Annotated in this window: 27 protein-coding genes and 6 pseudogenes; 27 read left to right on the top strand and 6 right to left on the bottom strand. The window is 68.5% G+C overall.

The window, feature by feature from the left end; all coding sequences use genetic code 11:
* The first annotated feature begins 54 nt into the window (after positions 1–54).
* The 6 genes from G7085_RS22170 to G7085_RS22190 all read left to right on the top strand — a co-directional run bounded on the left by G7085_RS22170 (position 55) and on the right by G7085_RS22190 (position 3,918).
* A complete protein-coding gene (locus G7085_RS22170) occupies positions 55–435 on the top strand; it encodes a VOC family protein (RefSeq protein WP_197512622.1) in 381 nt (126 codons plus the stop codon).
* A gap of 103 nt (positions 436–538) precedes the next feature.
* Positions 539–835, top strand: a complete 297-nt coding sequence (locus G7085_RS28655) for a hypothetical protein (RefSeq protein ID WP_231979807.1) — start codon at positions 539–541, stop codon at positions 833–835.
* 25 nt (positions 836–860) lie between these two features.
* Entirely contained in the window at positions 861–1,097 is a 237-nt protein-coding gene (locus G7085_RS28660) for a dihydrofolate reductase family protein (RefSeq protein WP_331715884.1), read from the top strand.
* Between the two features lie 341 nt (positions 1,098–1,438).
* Positions 1,439–2,275 carry a DUF2252 family protein gene (locus G7085_RS22180; RefSeq protein WP_197512623.1) on the top strand — a complete coding sequence of 279 codons (837 nt, stop codon included), beginning with the start codon at positions 1,439–1,441 and terminating at the stop codon, positions 2,273–2,275.
* Positions 2,272–2,595 carry a DUF2252 family protein gene (locus tag G7085_RS31615; protein ID WP_197512624.1) on the top strand — a complete coding sequence of 108 codons (324 nt, stop codon included), beginning with the start codon at positions 2,272–2,274 and terminating at the stop codon, positions 2,593–2,595. The genes G7085_RS22180 and G7085_RS31615 overlap by 4 nt, the downstream gene beginning before the upstream one ends.
* 210 nt (positions 2,596–2,805) lie before the next feature.
* Positions 2,806–3,918, top strand: a complete 1,113-nt coding sequence (locus G7085_RS22190; RefSeq protein WP_197512625.1) for an FKBP-type peptidyl-prolyl cis-trans isomerase — start codon at positions 2,806–2,808, stop codon at positions 3,916–3,918.
* Here the strand turns inward: G7085_RS22190 and G7085_RS22195 are convergent.
* From G7085_RS22195 to G7085_RS36065, 5 genes are all read right to left on the bottom strand, one after another.
* A complete protein-coding gene (locus G7085_RS22195; RefSeq protein WP_197512627.1) occupies positions 3,872–4,315 on the bottom strand; it encodes a DUF488 domain-containing protein in 444 nt (147 codons plus the stop codon). The two genes, G7085_RS22190 and G7085_RS22195, sit on opposite strands and share 47 nt — an antisense overlap.
* A gap of 21 nt (positions 4,316–4,336) precedes the next feature.
* On the bottom strand, positions 4,337–4,537 hold the full coding sequence (locus G7085_RS22200; RefSeq protein ID WP_197512629.1) for a hypothetical protein: 201 nt from the start codon (positions 4,535–4,537) through the stop codon (positions 4,337–4,339).
* A 139-nt stretch (positions 4,538–4,676) separates the two neighbouring features.
* On the bottom strand, positions 4,677–5,477 hold the full coding sequence (locus G7085_RS22205) for an MFS transporter (protein WP_197512631.1): 801 nt from the start codon (positions 5,475–5,477) through the stop codon (positions 4,677–4,679).
* 134 nt (positions 5,478–5,611) lie between these two features.
* Entirely contained in the window at positions 5,612–6,013 is a 402-nt protein-coding gene (locus G7085_RS22210) for an FCD domain-containing protein (RefSeq protein ID WP_197512633.1), read from the bottom strand.
* A complete protein-coding gene (locus G7085_RS36065) occupies positions 5,995–6,090 on the bottom strand; it encodes a GntR family transcriptional regulator (RefSeq protein WP_197513012.1) in 96 nt (31 codons plus the stop codon). Before G7085_RS36065 ends, G7085_RS22210 begins: the two co-directional genes overlap by 19 nt.
* A 405-nt stretch (positions 6,091–6,495) precedes the next feature.
* On the opposite strand from G7085_RS36065, the pseudogene G7085_RS31620 reads away from it, so the two are divergent.
* The 18 genes and pseudogenes from G7085_RS31620 to G7085_RS33550 form a co-directional block, all read left to right on the top strand.
* A pseudogene (locus tag G7085_RS31620) lies at positions 6,496–6,959 on the top strand (sugar-binding domain-containing protein); the annotation flags it as partial.
* A gap of 127 nt (positions 6,960–7,086) precedes the next feature.
* Positions 7,087–7,458 (top strand): sugar-binding domain-containing protein, encoded by a 372-nt coding sequence (locus G7085_RS31625; protein WP_331716046.1) that lies wholly within the window; start codon positions 7,087–7,089, stop codon positions 7,456–7,458.
* Positions 7,459–7,591: 133 nt separating this feature from the next.
* The gene (locus G7085_RS22235) at positions 7,592–7,738 is read left to right on the top strand and encodes a hypothetical protein (RefSeq protein WP_197512639.1); all 147 of its coding nucleotides are present in this window, start codon (positions 7,592–7,594) and stop codon (positions 7,736–7,738) included.
* Entirely contained in the window at positions 7,735–8,559 is an 825-nt protein-coding gene (locus tag G7085_RS33540; RefSeq protein WP_197512641.1) for an ABC transporter ATP-binding protein, read from the top strand. The genes G7085_RS22235 and G7085_RS33540 overlap by 4 nt, the downstream gene beginning before the upstream one ends.
* Positions 8,472–8,717, top strand: a complete 246-nt coding sequence (locus tag G7085_RS28675) for a hypothetical protein (protein WP_331716047.1) — start codon at positions 8,472–8,474, stop codon at positions 8,715–8,717. The genes G7085_RS33540 and G7085_RS28675 overlap by 88 nt, the downstream gene beginning before the upstream one ends.
* Positions 8,718–8,722: 5 nt before the next feature.
* Complete coding sequence (locus G7085_RS22250) at positions 8,723–9,244, top strand: ABC transporter permease family protein (RefSeq protein WP_197512642.1); 522 nt, start codon at positions 8,723–8,725, stop codon at positions 9,242–9,244.
* Positions 9,241–9,948: an ABC transporter permease gene (locus G7085_RS22255; protein ID WP_197512644.1), complete on the top strand. Its 708-nt coding sequence runs from the start codon at positions 9,241–9,243 to the stop codon at positions 9,946–9,948. Before G7085_RS22250 ends, G7085_RS22255 begins: the two co-directional genes overlap by 4 nt.
* A complete protein-coding gene (locus tag G7085_RS22260) occupies positions 9,945–10,403 on the top strand; it encodes an ABC transporter permease (protein ID WP_197512646.1) in 459 nt (152 codons plus the stop codon). Before G7085_RS22255 ends, G7085_RS22260 begins: the two co-directional genes overlap by 4 nt.
* A 426-nt stretch (positions 10,404–10,829) precedes the next feature.
* Positions 10,830–11,522 (top strand): type 2 periplasmic-binding domain-containing protein, encoded by a 693-nt coding sequence (locus tag G7085_RS28680; RefSeq protein ID WP_231979808.1) that lies wholly within the window; start codon positions 10,830–10,832, stop codon positions 11,520–11,522.
* A 249-nt stretch (positions 11,523–11,771) separates the two neighbouring features.
* Complete coding sequence (locus G7085_RS22275; RefSeq protein WP_197512649.1) at positions 11,772–12,368, top strand: hypothetical protein; 597 nt, start codon at positions 11,772–11,774, stop codon at positions 12,366–12,368.
* 53 nt (positions 12,369–12,421) lie between these two features.
* Positions 12,422–13,351 carry a hypothetical protein gene (locus G7085_RS36535; RefSeq protein WP_231979809.1) on the top strand — a complete coding sequence of 310 codons (930 nt, stop codon included), beginning with the start codon at positions 12,422–12,424 and terminating at the stop codon, positions 13,349–13,351.
* A pseudogene (locus G7085_RS22285) lies at positions 13,269–14,128 on the top strand (HAD-IIA family hydrolase). The gene G7085_RS36535 and the pseudogene G7085_RS22285 overlap by 83 nt, the downstream one beginning before the upstream one ends.
* Positions 14,129–14,168: 40 nt before the next feature.
* Entirely contained in the window at positions 14,169–14,336 is a 168-nt protein-coding gene (locus tag G7085_RS28690) for a hypothetical protein (protein WP_231979810.1), read from the top strand.
* Positions 14,337–14,466: 130 nt separating this feature from the next.
* Positions 14,467–14,565 (top strand): annotated as a pseudogene (locus G7085_RS33545) (hypothetical protein); the annotation flags it as partial.
* 101 nt (positions 14,566–14,666) lie between these two features.
* Positions 14,667–15,704, top strand: a complete 1,038-nt coding sequence (locus tag G7085_RS22290; RefSeq protein WP_269451954.1) for a dehydroquinate synthase/iron-containing alcohol dehydrogenase family protein — start codon at positions 14,667–14,669, stop codon at positions 15,702–15,704.
* 104 nt (positions 15,705–15,808) lie between these two features.
* Complete coding sequence (locus tag G7085_RS22295) at positions 15,809–17,089, top strand: O-acetylhomoserine aminocarboxypropyltransferase/cysteine synthase family protein (protein ID WP_197512654.1); 1,281 nt, start codon at positions 15,809–15,811, stop codon at positions 17,087–17,089.
* A 327-nt stretch (positions 17,090–17,416) separates the two neighbouring features.
* Positions 17,417–17,760 (top strand): annotated as a pseudogene (locus G7085_RS36075) (VIT1/CCC1 transporter family protein); the annotation flags it as partial.
* A gap of 61 nt (positions 17,761–17,821) precedes the next feature.
* Positions 17,822–18,001 (top strand): hypothetical protein, encoded by a 180-nt coding sequence (locus G7085_RS33550; protein WP_331715885.1) that lies wholly within the window; start codon positions 17,822–17,824, stop codon positions 17,999–18,001.
* 6 nt (positions 18,002–18,007) lie between these two features.
* On the opposite strand, the gene G7085_RS28695 is transcribed toward G7085_RS33550, so the two are convergent.
* Entirely contained in the window at positions 18,008–18,217 is a 210-nt protein-coding gene (locus G7085_RS28695) for a VOC family protein (RefSeq protein WP_331715886.1), read from the bottom strand.
* A 309-nt stretch (positions 18,218–18,526) separates the two neighbouring features.
* On the opposite strand from G7085_RS28695, the pseudogene metX reads away from it, so the two are divergent.
* The 3 genes and pseudogenes from metX to G7085_RS22315 all read left to right on the top strand — a co-directional run bounded on the left by metX (position 18,527) and on the right by G7085_RS22315 (position 20,264).
* Positions 18,527–19,667: pseudogene (gene metX, locus G7085_RS36080) on the top strand (homoserine O-acetyltransferase MetX).
* The gene (locus tag G7085_RS33565) at positions 19,664–19,852 is read left to right on the top strand and encodes a methionine biosynthesis protein MetW (protein WP_331715889.1); all 189 of its coding nucleotides are present in this window, start codon (positions 19,664–19,666) and stop codon (positions 19,850–19,852) included. The pseudogene metX and the gene G7085_RS33565 overlap by 4 nt, the downstream one beginning before the upstream one ends.
* Positions 19,849–20,264 (top strand): annotated as a pseudogene (locus G7085_RS22315) (methionine biosynthesis protein MetW). The gene G7085_RS33565 and the pseudogene G7085_RS22315 overlap by 4 nt, the downstream one beginning before the upstream one ends.
* Positions 20,265–20,360 lie beyond the last annotated feature (96 nt).

Raw genomic sequence — 20,360 nt, forward strand, 5'->3', positions numbered from 1 at the left:
CTTGAAGACACCTTCTATACTGTACTGCGTATAAAGAATAAGCGAGGAGTCGCCATGCAGATCACCCAGACCGCCATCTCCCTCAACGTCGCAGATGTCGCAGCGTCGGCTGCCTTCGCGACCGGCCACCTCGGCTACCGCATTGCGATGCAGCAGGAGGGGTTCATCTCGCTGGAACACCCGACCGTCGGCACCAACCTGATCTTCCTCGCGACCGGCCTTCCGACCTTCAAGCCGGCCGAGGCAGCCGGCGCGGCGGGGCAGGGACTCCTCCTGGTCTTCGTCGTGGAGGGGATCGACGCAGAGTTCCGTCGGCTCGAGGCGGCCGGGGCGCGCGTGGTCACCCCACCTGAGACCGAGCCCTGGGGCGAGAGGTTCTGCCAGTTCGCCGATCCCAACGGCATTATCTGGCAGCTCGTGGAGTGGGTCGCCTGACGGGCCTCCCGTGCGTCGCGACCACCGGATCCGTGGGAGCGACCCGAACCTCGGCACCCGCGTATACCTTGACCCGATACGGGAGGTGGTGCCAATGGCGAGGGTGACCTGTGACGTCACGGTTTCGGCGGACGGATTCGTCGCGGGCCCGGGCCAGACGCTGGAGTTGCCGCTCGGACGCGGCGGCCTGGCCCTGCACCGCTGGCAGTTCGAGCCGCAGGAGGAGAACGCGGCCGACCTCGCGGGCATCCTCGAGGCCGGGGCCTACATCATGGGGCGCAACATGTTCGGGCCGGTGCGCGGCGCCTGGTCGGACGACTGGAGGGGCTGGTGGGGCGACGAGCCGCCCTACCGGGCCCCGTGTTCGTTCTTACGCACCACGCGCGGGAGCCGCTTGTGATGGCGGGGGAACGACCTTCCACTTCGTGACCGGGGGCATCGAGGACGCCCTCGCGGCCGCGATCGCCGCGGCGGGGGAGCGTAGCGTCGCGATCGCGGGCGGGGCGGCCACGATCAACCAGTTCCTGGCCGCGGGGCTCATCGGGGAACTCAGGCTGCATGTCGCGCCGATCCTGCTCGGTGAGGGCGAACGGATCTTCGACGGCGTGACGACGCCCGAGACGACCCTGACCCTCTCGCGGCGCGGGTCACCGAGCAGGTGACCCACATCACGTACCTGGTGACCAGCGGCGACGAGGTGGGGGAATGACCGCTGCCCGAAACCGACGCGTCCCGAGGGAGACGCCGTAGAGTGACGGAGCCGGGCACGGTGGCCCGGGCAGAGCAGGGGGACAGCATGGGGACGAAGCCGGGCCACAACGGGCCCCCGTCAATCATGGCCGGCGTTCGAGCGTTGCGGCCGCGGAGGCGGGCCGCCTCCGCAGGGTGACGACCCCCGGAGCGACCTCGGCGTGGCTCCGTCCGGCCCGCGCGACCCGCTGGGCATCCTCGCCGAGCAGAACCGCACCAGGCTGCAGGAACTCCTGCCCTGCGTCGCGAACGCATGAGCCAGAGTGTGTTCACGTTCTACCGCGGAACCGCCGCCATCATGGCAGCCGACCTGGCCAGCGCCCCTCACAGCGGGATCCTGGTCGCCTCCTGCGGCGACGCCCACATCAACAACTTCGGCTTCTACGCCTCCCCGCAGCGCACCCTCCTGTTCGACCTCAACGACTTCGATGAGGCGGCCTGGGCTCCCTGGGAGTGGGATCTGAAACGCCTGGTCACGAGCGTCATCCTCTCCGGTGAGTCCGCTGGCAGAGACGCGGCGGTGGTCGCAAGGGCGGCGAGGCGCACCGTCAACGCCTACCTGGGTGCCACGCGCGGCATCTCCGAACTCGACCCCGTTGACCGCTACTACACGCACTTCGACCCGACCGTGACCATGGCACATGGCGACCGGTCGACCCGGCGTGTGCTGAAAGCCGCCGTGGCGGACGCGACGAAGCGGACGGGTGCCCGGGCCGCCCGGCGCCTCACCGAACAGGGCGTCGACGGCGAGCTGCGGTTCATCGAGAACCCGCCGGTGGTCACCCACCCGGCCGGCGACACCGAGTCGGTCGTCCGGTGGGCCTACGCGACCTATCTGGCCTCCGCCAACGCCGATGTCCGGCTCCTGCTCAACACCTACGAGGTGACCGACGTCGCGCGCCGCGCCGTCGGAGTGGGCAGCGTCGGGACGCGCTGTTTCGTGGTGCTGGTGCGCGACGGGGACGGCCACACGCTGATCCTCCAGACCAAGCAGGCCAACCGCAGCGTCCTCGAGCAGTACGGCGGGATCGTCCAACCCAGGGCGGTCGCCTCGGGGTCCGCTCGCACGGAGAGGGTGCCCGCGTCGTGAGCCTGCAGCGGGTGCTGCAGGCGTACTCGGATCCGTTCCTCGGGCACCTCGCGGGCGTGAAGGGCGACTACTACGTGCGTCAGTTCCACGACATGAAGGGCGGCATCGATGCAGGTGGCCTCGACGACGCGGCCAGCGAGCGGTTCGTCGAGGCCTGCGCCGTCGTGCTCGCCCGCGCGCACGCCCAGTCGGGCCTGTCCGCCGAGATCCTCGGCTACGTGGGACGCGGCGGCAGGCTGACCTCGGCGATCCTCGACTGGTGCCACGCCTATACCGCAACGGTGAAGGCCGACTTCGAGGCCTTCCTGGCGCAGCCCTGACCGGGTCTGGTCTCGCCGCAGCGACGAGCGCACAGGTTCTCCACAGGAGAGGTTGCTACCTTGGAACCCGGACGGGCCACGGGTATCCCGCGACCCCCCCGGATCCAAGCACCCCGAGCGGCCGAATGCGGTTGCGGAGAGAGTTCCCATCCTGATGAAGCTCAAGAACCTGACTATTGCCGCCCTCGGCCTGCTCCTACCGCTGAGCGCATGCGGCGCCCAGGACGCGGCCCCCGAGTCGAGCCCGAGCGCCTCGGCGAGCGCGAGCGCCGACGCGGGCGGCGACGTCGCGGCGGCCCCCACGGTGAACCGCGCCCCGACGGCGCGCTGCCGGAGATCTCCTTCAGCGATGACGGCATCCCGACCATGGAGGCGATCCCGGATGCGGCTCCCACCGACATCACCGTCAAGACCCTCGCCGAGGGCGACGGCGAGACCGTGGCCGCCGGAGCCTACGTCACCGTCAACTACGCGGGCTTCCTGTGGACCGACGGCACCCAGTTCGACTCCTCCTTCGACCGCGGTGAGCCCACCAGCTTCTCGCTCAACCAGGTCGTCGACGGCTGGAAGTACGGCCTGATCGACACCAAGATCGGCGACCGCGTCCAGATCATCGTCCCGGCCGAGTACGGCTACGGCGATCAGGAGAGCGAGACCATCCCGGCCAACTCGGTCCTCGTGTTCGTCGTCGACATCGTCTCGACCACCAACCTGAGCAGCGACATCCTCGCTGAGGCCTCCGCGACGGGTGCCGAGCTTCCCGCCGGGCTCACCGTCTCCGGGGAGATCGGCGCAGAGCCCGAGATGGTCTTCGAGGAGGGCTCCAGCGCACCCGCCGAGGCCCAGGTGGTCGTGCTCTCTGAGGGCACCGGGGCGGCCATCACCGAGAACGACACCGTGTTCTACCTCGCCGCCGGTGCCGAGTGGGGCGGCGAGACGTCGACCACCTGGCCCGACGAGTTCCAGCAGGTCTCCGGTGGTGGCGGTGAGGAGACGATCGGCAGGAAGATCGGCTCCCGGATCCTGCTGGTCTATCCGGCGAGTGAGGAGAACGGCACGGCGGCCCAGGCCCTGATCATCGATCTGGTGGGTGCCGTCCCGCAGCCTGATTCTGAAGGCCCCGACCGGCCGCGTCCCAGCCCGGGACGCGGCCGGTTCTCTTTGTGGGTGCCACCCGGGCATCACACGGCGGGACCGGCGGGGTACGTGACTTGGCAGTCGGTCCCCACGACCGCGCCGGCGCTGAGCAGGGCGTCCGTGTTCCGGCCGGGGCCCATCAGGTGCACCACCGGTACCCCAGCGCGATCAGATGGTCGGCGATGATGCGCCGGTGGCATCGCCACCAGACGGCCTCGGAACACATGACGGCGGTCGGCGCCGCGGCGCCCGCATCCAGCAGGAGGCGCAGCGCAGCGGCGAACTCGACGGAGAGCGCGTGGTCGGCATAGTTGTGGAAGCTGCGGTTCTCCCACCAACCGTTGACGGCGGGGTCGACGCCATGGTCGATCGGGCGCCGGCCGGTCAGCGCGGGGCTCGCGGTGAGCTCGACGCCGACGTCCCCCAACGTCTCTCGCAGGCGACCTGCGTCGAACTGCGGATACCTCTCCGAGCCGCGGAGCCTGCGCACATCAACCACTCGCGTCACCCCGACGGTCTCGAGGGTCAGGGTGAACTCCCGGATGCTCCGGTTGGAATGACCGACGGTGTAGATCGGCGTCACCCCGGCAATCCTGCCGCCTGCTCAGGCGCTCCGCAGCGACTCGCGCGTCACGGCGAGCGCGCACACCGCGCAGACGCAGGCCACCACGAGCATGGTCGCCGCGTAGCCCGCGAACGGAAGCAGCGCGGCGAGCACGCTCGGCAGCAGGAAGCCGGTGTAGGTGAGCGCGTAGTAGATGCCGGTCAACCCGGCCAGATCCCGATCGGTTGCGATCGCCTGCACCTGGATGAGCCCGGACGTCACGCAGATGCCGTAGGCGAGCCCAGCAGCACCGCCACCGCCAACGCGAGCGCCGGTCGCTCCAGCCGCGCGGCGAACGCAGCCAGGAACATGCCGAGACACATCAGCCCCATCCCGAGCATCAGGGAATGCCCGCCGACAAGGCGGTTGATGGCGGGCACGAGGTTCTGGACGGAGGCGCCCGCGCCGAGCGTCGCCACCGTGAGCACCGTCGCATAGAGGGTGTTCCAGTCGCCCATCCTGCCCTGCACCGTCGCGGGCATGATCGCGTAGGCCGTGGCCGCCGCCGCGAACACCCAGGGGCCGCGGGGACCACGAGCCGCATGAACCGGCGGTGACCGGCCGAGGGAACCCTGAGGTCGCGCCACCACGGCCCGGGGTTGCGGCGGCCGACCGGGAGCGACTCGGGGCAGGTGAGCAGCACGGCCAGCGAGCCGAGGGTGAGGACGCCGTGCACGAGGTAGGGCGTCACGGACGGCGCCGGGCCCCACTGGGCGAGGACGCCGGTGACGGCCGCGCCGATGCCGAAGCCCGCGGTCAGGGTCAGCAGCGCACGCCGGGCGCCCGCAGTCCGGCCGGCCGCGGTGTCGAACGGTGCCGAGGACAGCTCCTTGACCCAGCTGGAGCCCACCGACATGGCCGCCCCGACGCCGACGCCGGCAAGCACCCGTCCGAGGCAGAGCAGCGGGAACGACGCCAACCCGGCGGCGAGCAGGACGCTCGCGAGCAGGCTGGCCACGACGCCGGCCAGCATCGCGGGACGACGGCCGTGACGGTCCGAGATCGGCGCGAGAAGCAACAGGCCGGGATCAGCCCGGCGACGTAGGTCCCGAGGAGGAGGTTGGCCTGCCAGGGGCGTAGTGACCGAGGGTCTCGTAGAGGTGGAGCAGCGGGTGAAGTGGTTGCCACCCCAGGCGAGCATGAGCATGGCGGGCAGCGCACGACGCCAGGCCTTGGCCCGGTCGGGGCGAGCGGGCTCACGAGCGCACCCCGTCCGCGTAGTACGTGTCACGGATGTGTGCGTGCATGGTGGCGGAGAAGCCCGCGACGTCGCCGTCACCGGCCCGCACGGCGAGCGTCTCGTGCTCCCGAGCAGTTGGGGAGCGACCAGGGTCGATCGAGGCACGCCTGATGGGTGAGGCGCGCGAGCCGCGGGGCGAGCGTTGCGAGGAGCTCGCGCACGACGGCGTTGCCGCCGGCGAGGATCACGGTGGCGTGGAAAGCGTAATCGGCGGCGGCGAAGGCCAGCAGGTCGCCGGCGTCGAGTGCTGCCCTCTGCTCGTCGAGCCGCACGCGGAGGGGTTCTGCCAGGGCGTCCAGGCCTCCGCCGTCGGCGGTCAGCGACGCGACGGACTCGACCTCGAACATGGTGCGCACCGCGAGCAGGTCGTGCCTCTCGTCCGCGGCCACCGGTGTCACGACGGCGCCCTTCTTCGGCATCAGCCGAACGAGCCCCATGCCTCGAGCTGCAGCATCGCCTCCCGGGCCGGGGTGCGGCTGACGCCGTGCTCCGCAGCCAGGTCGAGCTCAGTCAGGAGGGTGCCGGGGAGAGGTGCCCTGGATCACCTGGCGGGCGGCGTCGGCGGCCACCCTTTGGGCGAGGGGCCGTCATCGCGGTGGTTCCAGGGCAGTGCCGGGTCGTGCATGGGGTCGATCCTACGCCTCATGTATGCATCCATGTATGCATGAGGGTCGCGGTGGACACCCGTCGACCCGAGGAGGGGTAATCTGGCGAGAATGCCGGGGCCCCGACCCGGCCGACGAGGAGGATCACTGTGGCCGACCAGGCCGGACGCGATGAGGCGACGGCGCCGAGGCAGGTGGGACGCCCGCGGAACCTCATCCGCAACGAGGCCACCCATCGGCGCACCCTCATGACGGTCAGCAAGGCGTTCTACGTCGAGGGCCGCTCGAAGGTCGAGATAGCCGAGCAGTTCGGTATGTCGCGTTTCAAGGTGGCGAGGGCCCTCGAGGAGGCAAGGGAGGTGGGCATCGTCTCGATCACCGTCAACAGCAACGCCCCGCTTCCCGAGCTCTCCGACGAGCTGGCCCGCCACCTGCACCTGCGCCGCGCGTGCGTGGTGGAGGTCTACGGCGATCAGGAGAACGTGCGGGCGGCCGTCGGACGCACGGCGGGCACCTTCCTGAGGGAGGGACTCGACGACGGCGAGGTGCTCGGCATCGGGTGGGGTCGCACGCTCAACACCATGTTCGACAACATCGATCACCTGCCCAGGTGGAGATCGTGCAGCTGTCGGGCCGCTTCGGCGGCGACGTGCACAACTCGGCCAACGAGCTGACGCGCCGCACCGCGGCCCTCACCGGAGGCAGCGTGCGCGTGATCCGCGCCCCGTTCTTCATCGATGACGCCCGCCAGGCCACCGCGGTGCGGCGGCACCCGAACGTCGCCTCGGTGGTGGCCGACTTCGACCGCATCACGACCGCGGTGGTCGGTGTCGGGCCGTTGTGCCCACGCCGATCTCGGTCGCCTACACCGCGGTGCCTGAGCGCGTCTTCCAACGCGTCGTCGCATCGGGGCCGTGGGCGAGGTGCAGGGCTCCCTGTTCGCCGCGGACGGGCACACCGTCGACATGCGCCTCTGGCGACACACGCTGGGCGTGGCGCCCACCCAGATCGCGCGCGTGCCACGCGTGCTTGCGGCCGTGGCGGACGAGCGCAAGGCGCAGGCCGTGCGCTCGGTGTGCTGCTCGGGGATCCTCACCGACCTCGTGGTCGACGTCGAACTCGCTGTCAGGCTGCTTTCGATGCCGCAGGTGCGAAGTGTCCGGCACAGGTTGCGCGGCGACGATCCACCCGGTCCGGGCCGGGCGTTACCAATTAGTTATTGCTCGTTTGAGCACAACGGGGCCAGCTGGCCCGGTCCCCGGTCGATGGCGGCGTAATGTCCGTCGACGTCGGGACAGAACGCACTGCCCCACAAGAGACAGAACACGCAGGGCCGCGGGCCACTGCCGCCCGGCGTCGACGCCCCGCGGCCGGCCCCTGGGTCCGATCAAGCACGACCATGGAGCCCACGTGAGCATCAATATCAGGATTCGGGACGCCGTGAAGCGCTACGGCGACACGACGGTCATCCCCGGCCTTGACCTGGACATCGAGCCGGGTGAGTTCTTCACCCTCCTCGGCCCTCGGGTTGCGGCAAGACGACCCTGCTGCGCATGATCGCGGGCTTCAACTCGATCGAGGGCGGCGACTTCTACTTCAACGAGACCCGCATCAACGACACCGAGCCCTCGAAGCGTCGGATCGGCATGGTGTTCCAGAACTACGCCATCTTCCCGCACCTCACCGTGCGCAAGAACGTCGAGTTCGGGCTCCGCAACATGAAGTTCCCCAAGGAACAGATCCGCGAGAAGGCGGAAGAGTACATCAAGCTCGTCCAGATCGAGCGCTGGGCCGACCAGATGCCCGACCGCCTCTCCGGTGGGCAGCAGCAGCGCGTCGCCCTCGCCCGTGCGCTCGTCACCAACCCGGATGTCCTCCTGATGGACGAGCCGCTCTCCAACCTCGACGCGAAGCTCCGCATCGAGATGCGCGACGTGATCCGCGAGATCCAGCGCGAGGTCGGCACCACCACCGTCTACGTCACCCATGACCAGGAGGAGGCGATGGCCGTCTCCGATCGGATCGCGGTCATGAAGGACGGCATCATCCAGCAGCTCGGCACCCCGCCGGAGCTCTACCACCGTCCGAGCAACCTGTTCGTCGCCACCTTCATCGGTCGCTCGAACGTGCTGCCCGGCACCCTCGAGTTCCGAGGGGACAGGCGCTGCTCCGCGTCGCGGGCGGCGAGTTCGTCATCCCCGGCATCCGTGAGGGGTCGGCCACTCCCGCGGCGGTCCAGGTTTCGGTGCGGCCGGAGCAGTTCATCCTCGACCCGCACGCCACCGACGGCATCCCCGCCACGGTCGACCACTCGATCTTCCTCGGGCTCAACACCCACCACGTGCTCCGGCTCACCGACGGCACCGTCGTGGAGGTGACCCACGAGTCCGAACTCGAGGACGTCCTCGAGCCCTGTGCGCGCGTCTTCCTCGACGTCAAGCGCCACAAGGTCAACGTCTACAGCCAGGACGGCGAGACCAACCTCACCGGCGTCCTCGGCGCCGTCCCCGCTCGCGAGGCGGTGGCCGCATCGTGACCACAATGACAGCCCTCCCGGCGGAGAAGCTGCATCGGCGTCGGCTTCTCCGGCCCGACATGTGGACCTTCGTCACGATCTTCATGTTCGCCGTCTTCGGCCTCTTCCTCGTCTACCCGCTGTGGGGCGTGCTGAAGGAGTCTGTGGTGGCGGCCGACGGCGGCTTCACGCTCGAGTACTTCGTGAAGTTCCTGTCGAAGACCTACTACCTCGGCACGATCCGCAACAGCTTCCTCGTCAGCATCGCCGTCACGCTGGTATCGCTGGCGATCGGCATCCCGTTCTCGTACTTCTACACCTACTTCAAGCTCAAGGGCGCCAAGTTCCTGTTCGTCGGGGCGGTCCTCTCGTGCATGTCGGCCCCGTTCATCGGCGCCTACGCCTGGATCCTGCTGATGGGCCGCGGCGGCATCGTCAACACCTTCATCCGCGACTTCACGCCCTTCTCCGAGGTCAGCATCTACGGCTTCGGCGGCATCGTCTTCGTGCTCGGCCTCAAGCTCTTCCCCTCGTGGTCGTCTACATGAACGGCGCCTTCCGCAGCATCGACACATCCCTGCTCGAGGCCGCCTCCATGATGGGGAGCACCGGCATCAAGCGCATCGTGCAGGTGATGCTCCGCCTCACCATGCCCACGGTGCTCGCCGCCTCGCTGCTGGTGTTCATGCGTGCGTTCGCCGACTTCGGCACCCCGCTGCTGATCGGTGAGGGCTACCGCACCTTCACCGTCGAGATCTACAACCAGTACCTCGGCGAGACCGGTCAGAACCACAACTTCGCGGCGGCCATCGGCGTCATCGGCGTCATCGTCACCGCCGCCGTGTTCCTGCTGCAGAAGTACGCCACCAGCAAGTTCAACTTCACCATCAAGTCCAGCCGTCCGGTCGAGCAGAAGAAGCCCAAGGGCGTCGCCGGGGTCCTGATGTACATCTACATGTACGTGGTCGTCGCGCTCGGAGTGCTGCCTCAGCTCTACATCATCTACCTGTCGTTCCGTAACAGCAGCTCCGCGGTGTTCCTGCCCGGCTACTCGTTCGACAACTACCGGGCCGCGGCCGACCGCCTGCTGCTCCGCTCCACCTGGAACACGCTGTGGTTCGGCTTCGCGGCGCTCGCCATCATCATCGTGATGTCGATCCTGATCGCCTACCTCGTGGTCCGCCGTTCCAACTGGGCCAACAACCTGGTCGACACGCTCTCGATGATCCCTACATCCTTCCCGGAGCGGTGATCGGCATCGGCCTCGTGCTCGCCTTCAACGGGGGAGCCCTCGCGCTGACCGGCACTGCGACCATCATCATCATCGCGCTGGTGATCCGACGGATGCCCTACACGATCCGCTCGGCGACGGCGACCCTGATGCACATCCCGATGTCGGCCGAGGAGGCCGCTCGCAGCCTCGGTGCCTCGAAGCTGAAGACGTTCTTCCGGATCACCACCCCGATGATGGCCTCCGGCATCGCGTCGGGCGCGATCCTGAGCTTCGTGGCCATCGTCACCGAGATGAGCTCGGCGATCATCCTGTACAACAACAAGACGATCACGCTGACGATGTCGGCCTACGTCGCCATCTCGCGCAACAACTACGGCCTGGCCTGTGCCTTCTCGGCGATCCTCACGGTGCTCACCGCGGCCATTCTGCTCATCTACCTCCGCTTCACCAAGGAGGAGGACATCAAGATGTGATCCCGCGGGTCGGTCACCCGGCCGGCCTGCCCGCCCATACCCGTCAACGACGACACCTTCACAACAACAGGGAGATACACAAAACATGTTCGGCAAGAAGTTCCTGGCCATCGGCACCGCGCTCGCGGCAAGCCTGGCCCTGACCGCCTGCGGCGGCGACAGCCCCGAGGGCGCGGACAACATGAACCTGGTCCTCTACTCCTCGATGACCGAGAACGACCTCGGCATCCTCCAGGACCTCCTCACCGAGAAGTTCCCCGGCATCGAACTCGAGGTCGTCAACGGCTCGGCCGGCGAGCTGACCACCCGCATCGCCTCCGAGTCGGGCAAGCCGCAGGGCGACATGATGTGGGCGGCCTCGACATGGCCGACGGCGACAAGCACAGCGAGATCTTCGAGCACTGGCTCTCCGACCATGAGGGCGACGTGCAGGACGCCTACAAGTCGCCCAACGGCTTCTACAGCGTCGATCACCTCTCCAGCGTCGCGTTCGCCGTCAACAACAACCTCGAGAAGGAACTCGGCCTCGAGATCAACGGCTACGAAGACCTGCTCGACCCGGCCCTCAAGGGCAAGATCGTGATGGCCGACCCGACGTCCTCGTCCTCGGCGTGGAACAACATCTCCAACATCATGGCCGTCTACGGCAACGACACCCCGAGGCGTGGGCCTTCATCAAGGGCCTCCTCGAGAACGACATCGTCATCGCAGGGTCCTCCTCGGCCGCCTTCGGCAGCGTCGAGGACGGCGAGTACGTCGTCGGCCTCACCTATGAGGACGGCATCGCCTCGCTCCTCAAGTCCGGAGCCAAGAACATCCGGCTGCAGTACCCGAGGAGGGAACCAGCGCCTCCGCCTTCGGCACCGCCGTCATCAAGAGGGGCCCGAACCCCGAGCTGGCCAAGCAGGTCATCAACTACATCATGAGCCCGAGGGCCAGGTCGCGTTCGGCGAGGCCGTCGGTACCGTCCGCATGACCACCACGGCCGAGGTGAACTCCGAGTTCCTGCCGAAGCACTCCGACCTCAAGTGGGTCGAGCGCGACGTCACGTGGCTCACCGAGAACCGCGACGCGGTCGTGGAGAAGTGGACCGACCTCTTCACCGAGGTCAACGGCTGATCCAGCCGCCAGATACCTGTCCGTGGTCGGCCCGCTGAGCCGGGCCGACCACGGGCGAGCTCGACACAGCGGGCCCACCAGCGAGGGTGGGCGGCCGACGTGCCGAGGTGCATCCGGGAGGGCGAACCTCCCTCCCTCACGTCCAGACCCTGGCCCCGCCATGCCCGAAACCGGGTCCGCGGGCGTCACCTGGTCCCCGCAGTTACACCCAGACCGTTCCCCGATACCCCCACATGGAGGAAGACAACAATGGGATTCAACCGCACAGGAGCCACGAAGCGGTGGCTCGGAATCGGCATGGCGGCGCTGCTCGGCGCCGTCGGCTTCATCGCCCCGGCCCAGAGCGCCGCTGCCGACACCTTCGACGGGCTCGAGCTCACGCTCAGCAACGGCCCATGGCCGACGTCACACGTCCAGGGCATCGCCGTCGATGTCGAGAAGGGCTACATCTACTACTCGTTCACCACGCTGCTGGTGAAGACCGACCTGCAGGGCAACCTGGTCGGCACCGTCGGAGGCTTCACCGGACACCTCGGTGACCTCGACATCAACCCCGCCGACGGTCGCGTCTACGGCTCACTCGAGTACAAGGCCGCGGAGGCCTTCTACATCGCGATCTTCGACGTCGACAAGATCACCGAGGTGGGCATGGACGCCCAGAACTCGCACGTGGTCTCCACCGTCCACCTGCAGGAGGTCGTCGACGACTACGCCGCGGACATGGACGGCGACGGCGACTTCGACGGCAACATCGGAAACACCCCGATCACCGGTACGGCAGCTCCGGCATCGACGGCACCGCCTTCGGCCCGAAGTTCGGCAAGACCGGCGGCAAGCAGTACCTGACCGTCGCCTACGGCATCTACCGCAACGTCGACCGCGTCGACAACGACCACCAGGTGCTGCTGCAGTACGACACGAGCAAGTGGGCCGCCTACGAGCGTCCGCTCACCGAGGCAGATCCCCACCGGTCGGGGCCCGCCAAGGTCGACGGGAAGTACTTCGCCTTCACCGGCAACACCCACTACGGCGTGCAGAACCTGGAATACGACCCGTACCTGCAGCGCTGGTGGATGGGCGTCTACCGTGGCACGAAGACCCAGTACCCCAACTACCTGATGTACGCGGTCGACGCCAAGGACAAGCCAAGGATGCAGACGCTGACCGGTCTCGACGGCGAGAAGGGGCTGTTGCTCCCGCTCGCCCAGGACGGCCTGCTCGATGAGGCCACCGGTATCCGCGGCTGGCAACAGGACGCCTCCGTCGGCATCCAGAGCCTCGACAACGGCCTCTACTACCTGGCGACGCAGACCAAGGTCGACGGCAAGCAGGCCTCCGTCATCAACCTGGAGACGTGGAACGGTGATGCCGCCGACCCGTTCGTCCCCGTGACAAGCGACTTCGAGTACCCTGGCAGCCCGGAACCGTCTACACGGCCGGCCAGGAGACCCGGTTCGCCGGATCGGACTGGAGCGCCGCGTGGTGGACGCAGAACCAGCGCCCCGGCGACGTCAACGGCCCGTGGGAGCAGATCGTCACCGCCGAGGACGGCACGGCCGTGTGGACCCCGACGCGGATCTTCACCGCAGGTGACGTCGTCGTCCATGACGGCAACACCTTCACCGCCAAGTGGTGGACCCGTAACCAGGAACCGGGCGACCCGTCCGGCCCCTGGCAGCGGGCCTGAGCACAACCAACCGCCTGCCCCGGGCACACCCGGGCAGGCCCCCAAACGGAAGGCAAGAGATGGACCCGATCCGGCCCGGACGACCCACCGGATTCCACGACGCGTACCTGTTCGACCTGGACGGGACGATCTACCTGGGTGAGGAGTTGCTGCCCGGCGCCCTCAGACTGATCGACGAACTGCGGCGTCGCGACATCCCCGTGCGCTTCCTCTCCAACAACCCGACAAAGGCCCGTGGCAGTATGCCGAGAAGCTGGCGCGCCTCGGCCTTCCGACCCCGTCTCCGACATCGCCAACACCGTCGCCACCATGACGAACTGGCTGACGGCCAACCACCGCGACGCCACCGTCTACCCGATCGCGGAGCAGCCGCTGATCGACGCGCTGCGGGAGGCGGGCATCCGGATCAGCGATGATCCGCCGAGATCGACATCGTGATCGCCTCCTACGACCGTGGCTTCACCTACCAGAAACTGCAGATCGCCTTCGACGCGATCTGGTACCACCGGCGCGCCATGCTGGTGGCCACCAACCCGACCGGTACTGCCCGTTCCCCGGCGGACGCGGCGAGCCCGACTGCGCGGCCATCGTCGCCGCGATCGAGGCCTGCACCGGTGCCGAGTGCCAGCAGGTCGTCGGGAAGCCCGACCCCAGCATGGTGACCCAGGCCCTCGCCGGACTCGACGTCGACCCTCGCCGCTGCGTGATGGTCGGCGACCGGCTCGGCACCGACATTGAGCTCGCCGTCCGGGCGGGAATGAGTTCCGCGCTCGTGCTGACGGGCGACTCCACAGTGGAGGACATGTTCGCCGTGCCGGCGGCAGCCAGACCGACGTACGTGCTCGACCGCGTCGACCAGCTGATCCCATCGACAGCCTGGGCCGATCTCGGCTGGAACGAAACCGGCGCCACCCGATGACCACGACCAGCCCCAGCACCAGACGGGCGGAAGGACACCCATGACACAGCTTGAGCGCGCCCTGAGGACGGCCGACCAGACGAGGGCGATCGAGTTCGGCCCGGGCGTCCTGGACCGCGTCGGCGAGATGTTCGCCACGCTCTTTCCCGGACGCAGCGTGCTCGTGGTGGCCGACGGCAACACGTTCGCGGTTGCGGGGAGAGGGTGATCGCCTCCCTGCTCGCCGCGGGTGTCGAGCCGGCCGCTGCACCGCTGGTCTTCCCGGGACCCCGACGCTGTACGCCGACTACGGCAACGTGTCGGTCGTGAGGGACCGGCTCGCCGAGCTGCCCGGCGCGGTGGCCTGCTCCATCGCGTCAGGCTCGCTCAACGACATCACGAAGCTGGCCTCGGGTGAGATCGGGCGACCCTACCTCAACGTCTGCACCGCTGCCTCCGTCGACGGGTTCAGCGCCTACGGCGCCGCCATCTCCATCGATGGATTCAAGATCACCCGCGACTGCCCCGCCCGGCCGGGCTGGTCGCCGACCTCGACATCATGTCGGCCGCGCCCTCGCGCCTCACCTCGACCGGCTACGGCGATCTTCTCGAGAAGATCCCGGCGGGTGCCGACTGGATCCTGGCCGACGAGCTCGGCATCGAGCCCATCGATCCCGACGTGTGGAGCCTCGTGCAGGGCGAACTGGCCGAGGCGCTCGGTGACCCGTGCGCGGTCGCAACCGGCGACCCCGAAGCCATCGCGAAGCTTGCCGAGGCGAACCTGCTCTCGGGGCTCGCCATGCAGGCCGTGAAGTCGTCGCGTCCCGCGTCGGGCGCGGGCCACCAGTTCTCGCACACCTGGGAGATGGAGGGCCATGGCCTCGACTGGGAGCCGCCGCTCAGCCACGGGCACAAGGTCGGCATCGGCACCCTCGCCTCCTGCGCCCTGTGGGAGGAGGCGCTCCGGATCGACATGGAGGCCATCGATGTGGAAGAGGTGGTCGCGACGGCACGGACGCGGGACGACCTCGTCTCCAGCATCGAGGCCCTCCTCCCGGAGCAGATCCGTGAGGCGGCCGTCGGTGCCACCCTCTCCAAGCACATCGAGGGTGACGAACTGCGTGCCCGCCTGGCCACCATCAAGGAACACTGGGGCGTCATCCGGGAGCGGGTCTCCGCCCAACTCGTTACGCCCGAGCGGGCGGCCGCCATGCTGCGTGCGGCCGGGGCGCCGCACCATCCCGAGCTGATCGGGATCGACTGGGACCGGTTCCGTGGTACCCACCTCAAGGCGAACCTGATCCGCAGCCGCTACACGGTGCTGGAGCTCCTCGTCGAGACGGGCCAGTTCGATGCGGTGGTGGACCGGCTCTTCTCGCCGACCGGCTTCTGGGGCGTCACCGCGACCCGGATTCCCTGGGCGGCTGAACCCACGGTGGGGAGCGCAACCTCTGCGGCCCCACCCACCAAGATCCGGGTGCCCGGCAGGCTCATCTCCCGTTCCCTGCCGGGCATCCGACCGACCGGGCGTGGTCACCGTCCAGGAAGACGACGATCGGACCGTGCACGACAACCGCCCGGCCCGATCAGGATGTGACCGGGCGTCCCGGGTGGTGAGGGGCGGGTCATGGACTGGGCAGCGCCCCACGGGGCGTCCCGACGCGCTATCTTCCGGATCACCCGACACTTCTAGGAGACGCGATGACCCACCGACCGGAGACCCTGGCCGTGCACGCAGGCCAGGAGGAGGCCGACCCGGCGACCAACGCCAGGGCCGTGCCGATCTACCAGACCACCAGCTACGTCTTCGACGATGCGCAGCATGCCGCCGACCTGTTCGCGCTGCGCACCCCGGGCAACATCTACAGCCGCATCATGAACCCGACCCAGTCGGTGCTCGAGGCCCGCGTCAATGCCCTCGAGGGAGGCGTCGGCGCGCTCGCCACGGCATCGGGCGCGGCCGCCGTCACGTACTCGGTGCTCAACCTGACCTATGCGGGCGACAACATCGTCGCCCTCGCCACCCTCTACGGCGGCACCTTCGCGCTCTTCGCCCACACCCTTGCGCAGTTCGGTATCGAGGCCCGCTTCGTCGACCCCGCGAAACCCGAGGAACTGCGCAACCACGTCGACGAGAAGACCAGGCTGGTGTTCGGCGAGACCGTGGGCAACCCGGCGCTGAACGTGGTCGACCTGGATGCCTGGTCGGCCGCCGCGCACGAGCTCGGCCTGCCGTTCATCGTCGACAACACCGTCCCCACGCCGTACCTCACCCGGGTCTTCGACCACGGCGTCGACGTCGCGGTGCACGCGGCCACCAAGTACCTCGGCGGCCACGGCAACTCCCTGGGTGGGGTGATCGTCGATTCAGGCCGGTTCGACTGGACCGCACACGCCGACCGGTTCCCGGGCCTCACCGGGCCGGATGACGCGTACCACGGCGTGGTGTGGACAGAGGCCGCCGGACCCGCCGCCTACATCATCCGCGCCCGCACCGTCCTACTGCGTAACACCGGGGCGGCGATCGCGCCGATGAACTCCTTCCTCCTGCTCCAGGGAATCGAGACCCTGCACCTGCGCATGGAGCGCCACTCCACCAACGCCATGGCGGTGGCCGTCCACCTCGAGAAGCACCCCAAGGTCGCGTGGGTGAACTACCCGGGTCTCGAGTCGAGTGACACCCACGAGATCGCCAAGCGGATCCTCAAGGGCGGATTCGGCGGCCTCGTGTCGTTCGGCGTGGCCTCCGGCCGCGAGGGAGGCACCCGTTTCGTCGAGGGCCTGAAGCTGTTCAGCCACCTGGCCAACATCGGTGACGCGAAGTCGCTGGCGATCCACAACGCGTCGACCACCCACTCGCAGCTCAGCGACGAGGAACTGGTGGCTGCGGGGGTGCCCGCCGAGATGGTGCGCCTGTCGATCGGTATCGAGAACATCGACGACATCCTCGCCGACATCGACCAGGCGCTGGAGCAGCTCTAGCTCTCGGGTCGCCGTCGTCGGCTTCGCGCGGGTGCTCGGTCAGCGGGAGCCCTGGGTCCGCGGATGGTCCTGGTGTTTTCGTCGCGGGTGGACGTGTTTGTTTCTTCCATCGCACCGGCGGTAGTTCGCGGCGGCTCACCGGCAGCCAGGCAAGCCTTTCCTGGGTGGAACGAAACGGGGAATCGGCAGAGAATGGGCCCATGACGACGATGGAGGACACCACGGACAAGCGGCACTCGACGGAGTTCTCCGACCGCCTCAACTGGCTGCGCGCGGGGTCCTCGGGCCAATGACGGCATCGTCTCGGTCGCGGCGACAGTGGTCGGCGTGGCCGCCGCCGTCGACAGCGTGACGCCGATCCTGCTGGCAGGCGTCGCCGCCGTCGTCGGCGGGGCGATCTCGATGGCGTTGGGGAGTACGTCTCCGTGTCCAGCGCCGCCGACTCCCAGCGCTCCGTGATCGCCCGGGTCGGCGGCCTGTTGCGGGGTGACCGCCGCGCGGCAGACGAGCAGCTCGTCGAGACCTTCCGGTCGCAGGGCCTCAGCCAGACGACCGCGGAGGCGGTCGTGGCGGAGTTGTCGGATTCCAACCGGTCGAGGGTGCTGCTGTCGCAGCGCTACCACCTGGCCGAGGATGAGGTCCTCAACCCGTGGCACGCCGCGATCGCGTCGGCCGTGGCCTTCCTGGCCGGGGCGATCCTGCCGTTCCTGACGATCCTGCTGGTGCCCTACCGTGGCGCATCCCGGTCACGGTGCTCGCGGTCCTCGTGGCCCTCGCCATCACCGGGGGCTCGGCGCAAAGCTCGGCGACTCCCCGGTCGCGCCCGCCATCCGGCGCGTGGTCTTCGGAGGCCTGCTGGCGCTCGGCGCCACCTACGGCATCGGAGCGCTGCTCGGTGTCGCGGTCGGTTAGCAGCCGCTACACGATGCAGAACTCATTGCCCTCCGGGTCGGTCATCACTATCCAGTAGCCCTTGAAGCCCTCGTCGACCGTCCGCACCCGGGTCGCTCCGGCGGCGACCAACTGGTCTGCCTTCTCCAGCATCCCGGCCCGGTCCTTGTCGTCGGGGCCGCTGGAGACGCGGACATCGAGATGCATGCGATTCTTTGCCGTCTTCGGTTCCGGCACCTTCTGGATGAAGATCCGGGGCCGATGCCGTCGGGGTCGACTATGGCGTTGGCGTCGTTCCAGTTCTCCCGGGCAGGCCCCAGGCGATCAGTGTCTCCTCCAGGTGGCGTGCGGCGGCGGGGAGGTTCACGCACGTATCCCAGTGCAAGGGCCCAGAACTCGCCGAGGGCGAGTGGGTCTGTCGCGTCGAAGGTGACGGTGAACTTCGCAGGAGTCATCCCCCAACACTGGTACACGGCGGCCCGGCCGCTGGCGGTTTGCCGGCCCGCACGTGGTCTCGTGCGGGCGTCGGCGCGTCGTTGCGCAACAATGGGGCATGTGAGCGGAACTTCCCTCGGCCTCGTCGAGACACAGATCGCGACCGTCTTCGGCCCCGGCGACCCGTTGCGGATGCGCAGCGGCACGACCCTCGCGCCCGTGGAGGTCGCCTACGAGACCTATGGCGAGCTGAACGCTGAGCGCAGCAACGCCATCTACATCTGTCACGCTCTGACCGGCGACGCGCACGCCGCCGGCTACCACGAGGGCGACGAGCGCCCCGGCTGGTGGGACAACATGATCGGGCCGGGCAGGCCCATCGACACCGACCACTGGTTCGTGGTGGCCTCCAACATCCTCGGCGGTTGCCGCGGCACCACCGGCCCCTCGTCGATCAACCCGGCGACCGGCGAACCGTACGCCCTCGACTTCCCGCTGCTCGACATGGCCGACTTCGTCGAGGTGCACCGCGGGTTGGCCCGCCACCTCGGCATCGAGCGGTTCGCGGCCGTCGTGGGCGGATCGCTCGGCGGGATGCAGGTGCTGCAGTGGGCGTTGACCCACCCGCGCGAGATGGGGCGCGCCCTCATCTTCGCGACGTCCTCCCGGCTCACCGCCCAGAACATCGCCTTCAGCGCCGTCGGCAGGCAGGCCATCATGCGTGACCCGGGCTTCAACGAGGGCCTGTTCCTCACCCGGGGCACCACACCGTCCCGGGCCTCTCCGTCGCGCGGATGATGGCGCACATCACCTACCTGTCCGAGGAGGCGTTCCAGGAGAAGTTCGGCCGCTCCGCCCAGGAAGGCGAGCTCTCCCCGAACTTCGGGATCGACTTCGCCGTCGAGAGCTACCTCGAGTACCAGGGGCAGCGGTTCCTGTCGCGGTTCGACCCTCTCAGCTACCTGTACTTGACGAGGGTGATGGACTACTTCGACCCCTTTGCCGACGACCACGTCCTTGACGCGCTGGCCGCCGACCCCGTCCGGTTCCTGGTGGTCAGCTTCGATTCCGACTGGCGGTTCTCGACGGCGCACTCGCGCCGCATCGTCCGCCACCTCGAGGGGCCCGGGTGCCGACGTCCTTCCGCGAGATCCATTCGCCGTGGGGACATGACTCGTTTCTTCTCGAGTTGGAGCAGTACCACGACACCGTGCGTGCCTTCCTCGACAGGGCAGCGGAGGAGATCCTGTGACCGAGAGATTCCGGGCCGACCTCGCGGTCATCGCCGACCTCATCCCGGAGGGTTCCCGTGTGCTCGACCTTGGCTGCGGCAACGGCGATCTGTTGCGGCTGCTGATGGAGAAGGGCTGCACCGGCACCGGCGTCGACCTCGATCCGGCCAACGTGCTCGAGTGCCTCCGGGTGGTGTCAATGTGATCGAGCTCAACCTCGACACGGCGCTGGGCGAGTTCGGGGACGACAGTTACGACTTCGTGGTGCTCTCCAGGACGCTGCAGACGGTGCACCGGCCGCGGGCGTGCTCGCCGAGATGGGGCGCATCGCGCTGCACTCGATCGTGTCGATGCCGAACTTCGCGCACTGGCGCAACCGGGTCCGCCTGCTGGGCGGCAGGATGCCGATGTCGAAGGACCTTCCCTTCGACTGGTACGACACACCCAACCTGCACCACTCGTCGATCCCCGACCTCGAGCCGCTGTTCGAGAGCCTCGACATGGTCATCGACCGCAGGATCGCCCTGGACGCCGACGGCCATCGGCTGCGCACCGGCAGGATCGGGGCGAACCTGCTCGCCAGCTCGGCGATGTACATGCTGCACGCCGCCCGCTGACCCGGAGGGGGAAGCCCCACAGACCCACCGGAAAAATCGGCCAGTAGCCGATTCTGGTCGGTCCGGCCGAAACTATCGGCCACCGACCCTCTCCCG

The sequence above is a fragment of the Tessaracoccus coleopterorum genome, assembly GCF_011174705.1.
GTDB classification, from domain to species: domain Bacteria; phylum Actinomycetota; class Actinomycetes; order Propionibacteriales; family Propionibacteriaceae; genus Arachnia; species Arachnia coleopterorum.